Below are 2511 nucleotides of genomic sequence, written 5' to 3' on the forward strand. Positions count from 1 at the left end.
GCTCTATCCTCCTCGATCGATACCCTATCAGCGTGTAAACCATGTTTGCGGTTTATGATGTAAAGGATGAATGCGGTCTGTACCGTCTCACCGACTCCCCCTCCAGGGGGGAGTGATTGAGGCCAGCAAAAGGCTTCCAGTAGAACTCTATCACTCCCCCCTGGAGGGGGAGTCGCAGAAGCCGAGCCGGATGGCGAAGGCTGATGCGGTGGGGGGGCCAGTCCCCGACCCCTCAAACGAAGGCTGATGCGATGGTGGGCAAATCCGTTCTACTCCTCCCGCAGAAGCTCCAGGAAGCCTTGCAGTTCCTCGGGCAGCGGGGAGGAAAACGCCAGGGGGGTCAGGTGCCGGGGGTGGTGGAATCCCAGGTTGGCTGCGTGCAGGAAGTTACGTCCCAGCCGCGGCAGGGGGCGTTCCGGTTCGCCGGCGAGAACACGGGAAGGGGCTCCATAGAGGGTGTCCCCGACCACGGGGTGCTTTTCCGAGCTGAGATGGACCCGGATTTGGTGAGTCCGGCCGGTCTTGAGATTCAATTCCAGAAGGGTGAGCTTGGGAAGCCTCTCCAGGACCCGATAGGCGGTGTGGGCTTGCCGTGCCTGCCGGGTCCGGGTAGTCATCCGGATGCGTCGGATCCGGTCCCGGCCGATGGCGCTCCGGATCTCGCCCGTTTCCCTTTGAACCACGCCGTGAACCAGGGCGACGTATTTCTTGGTCACCTGCCGTGTCTGGAACTGCCGAGCCAGCCGGTGATGGCTGAAATCGTTCCTGGCGATGACCATTAACCCCGAGGTCTGCTTGTCGAGACGGTGCACGATGCCGGGCCGCTCTCCGCCTCCCGCCTCGGAAAGTGAGCGAAACCGGTGGAGCAGGGCGTTGACCAGGGTGCCGGTCCGTACTCCGGCTCCCTGATGGACAACCATACCGGCCCGCTTGTTGACCACGGCCAGATCGTCATCCTCGTAGACGATTTCCAGAGGGATGGGTTCCGCCTCCAATCGGGTGGGACCGGGGGGAACGAGACGGATGCGAATGTTCTCTCCGCCCTTGATCCGGTAACTGGCCTTGCAGGCACTCCCTTCGATCCGGACATGGCCGGCTTGAATCAGCGCTTGAATCCGGGCCCGGCTCCGGTCGGGAAGATGATCCTGCAGGAATCGATCCAGGCGAATTCCGCGGTCGCCGGGCCGGGGAACAAGCTTCAGCTCCGGGTTGGAAAGGATTGGGCGGCTCATTCGGTTGGCCTCGCCGGCTGGAGGCGGGTTAACCCGCATTTCTCACCAGGGGGCGTGATCATGGCGCAGTAATTTCCTCCTCAGCGCGTGCTCGTGAGCGAAGAGCGTAGCGGTTTCTACGGTCGAGCGAGCATGTGCGCGCTGAGGAGGAAAGGACAAGCCAGGGCGCGCCCAGCGTCGTGTGTAGTTGCAAGAAGTAACAACAGGTCCGATAAAGTGATGAATATAAAAGGCCCGTTAAGGTACATTCAGCGACCTGGTGAGAAATGCGGGTTAACCATCCGATGCTGCGCGAGGCCGCTGCCTCAGCAGCAGAAAGAGAGCAGCAGCAGCGGGGAATAGAAGCAGACCGATGAACTGGGAGGTGGACAGCGCCCCGCCGAATACGAAGCCACGGCCGGCGTCTCCTCGGAAGAACTCGATCACAAAGCGGGAGGCCGCGTATCCCACCAGATAGAAGATGAACACCTGGCCGTCGAATCGCTTTCTGCTCAGGCTGAACCACAATAGGCCGAACAGCGCCAGGTTGGCGGCGGCCTGGTACAGTTGAGCGGGGTGCAGCGGAACGTCCAGCGGAACCCCAACCACCTGGTGGCTGTAGGGATCGCTGAAGACGATTCCCCAGGGTTGGGTGGTGGGCTTGCCGTGGCAGCACCCCGCCGAGAAACATCCGAGCCTTCCAATGGCCTGGCCCAAGGCAATGCCGGGAGCGCAGAGATCGGCCACCTTCCAAACCGGTAGTCCCTTTCGCCGACTCATCCAGATGCCCGCGATGGCCGCCAGGATGAACCCTCCGTAGTAGACCCCTCCGGAACGAAGGGTAGCCAGAGAAAGAATGTCGCCGGGATGGCCGGCATAGTATCGAAATTCGGTAACCAGGAATAGAAGTTTGGCTCCAAGCAGCGCAGAGACTGCGATGTAGACCCCGAGATCGTAGACAGCCGCCTTGTCGATGCCTTCCCGTCCCGAGGCCCGGGCAGTGAACCAAAGCGCGGTCAGAAAGGCCAATGCCAGCAGGAATCCATAGGTGTGGAGCGGAAAGTACCCGAAGTCCAGCAGTATGGGAAACAATGGAGGTCCTCTCAGGATTCCGTCAATGGGCCACTTCCCGCGGGGTCGGGTTCCTGGGTCAGAATCTCAATCAGAAACAGACCGATTCCGATGGTGATGGCGGAATCGGCCAGATTGAAGGTCGGCCAATGATAGCTCCCGTAGAACACATCGATGAAGTCGGTTACGTAGCCGTATGTGAGGCGGTCGTGGAGATTGCCGGCGGCGC

The 2511-nt window shown here is 61.1% G+C and carries 3 protein-coding genes; all 3 read right to left on the reverse strand.

Annotated features, from left to right (window positions below; all coding sequences use genetic code 11):
* Positions 1–269: 269 nt before the first annotated feature.
* Positions 270–1232: an RluA family pseudouridine synthase gene (locus OXI69_09565; protein ID MDE2666388.1), complete on the reverse strand. Its 963-nt coding sequence runs from the start codon at positions 1230–1232 to the stop codon at positions 270–272.
* A gap of 273 nt (positions 1233–1505) precedes the next feature.
* Entirely contained in the window at positions 1506–2303 is a 798-nt protein-coding gene (gene lgt / locus OXI69_09570) for a prolipoprotein diacylglyceryl transferase (protein MDE2666389.1), read from the reverse strand.
* Between the two features lie 11 nt (positions 2304–2314).
* A partial coding sequence (locus OXI69_09575) for a signal peptidase II (protein MDE2666390.1) occupies positions 2315–2511 on the reverse strand: 197 nt, incomplete at its 5' end.

The organism is Acidobacteriota bacterium, from assembly GCA_028875575.1.
Taxonomy (GTDB): Bacteria; Acidobacteriota; Terriglobia; order Versatilivoradales; family Versatilivoraceae; genus Versatilivorator.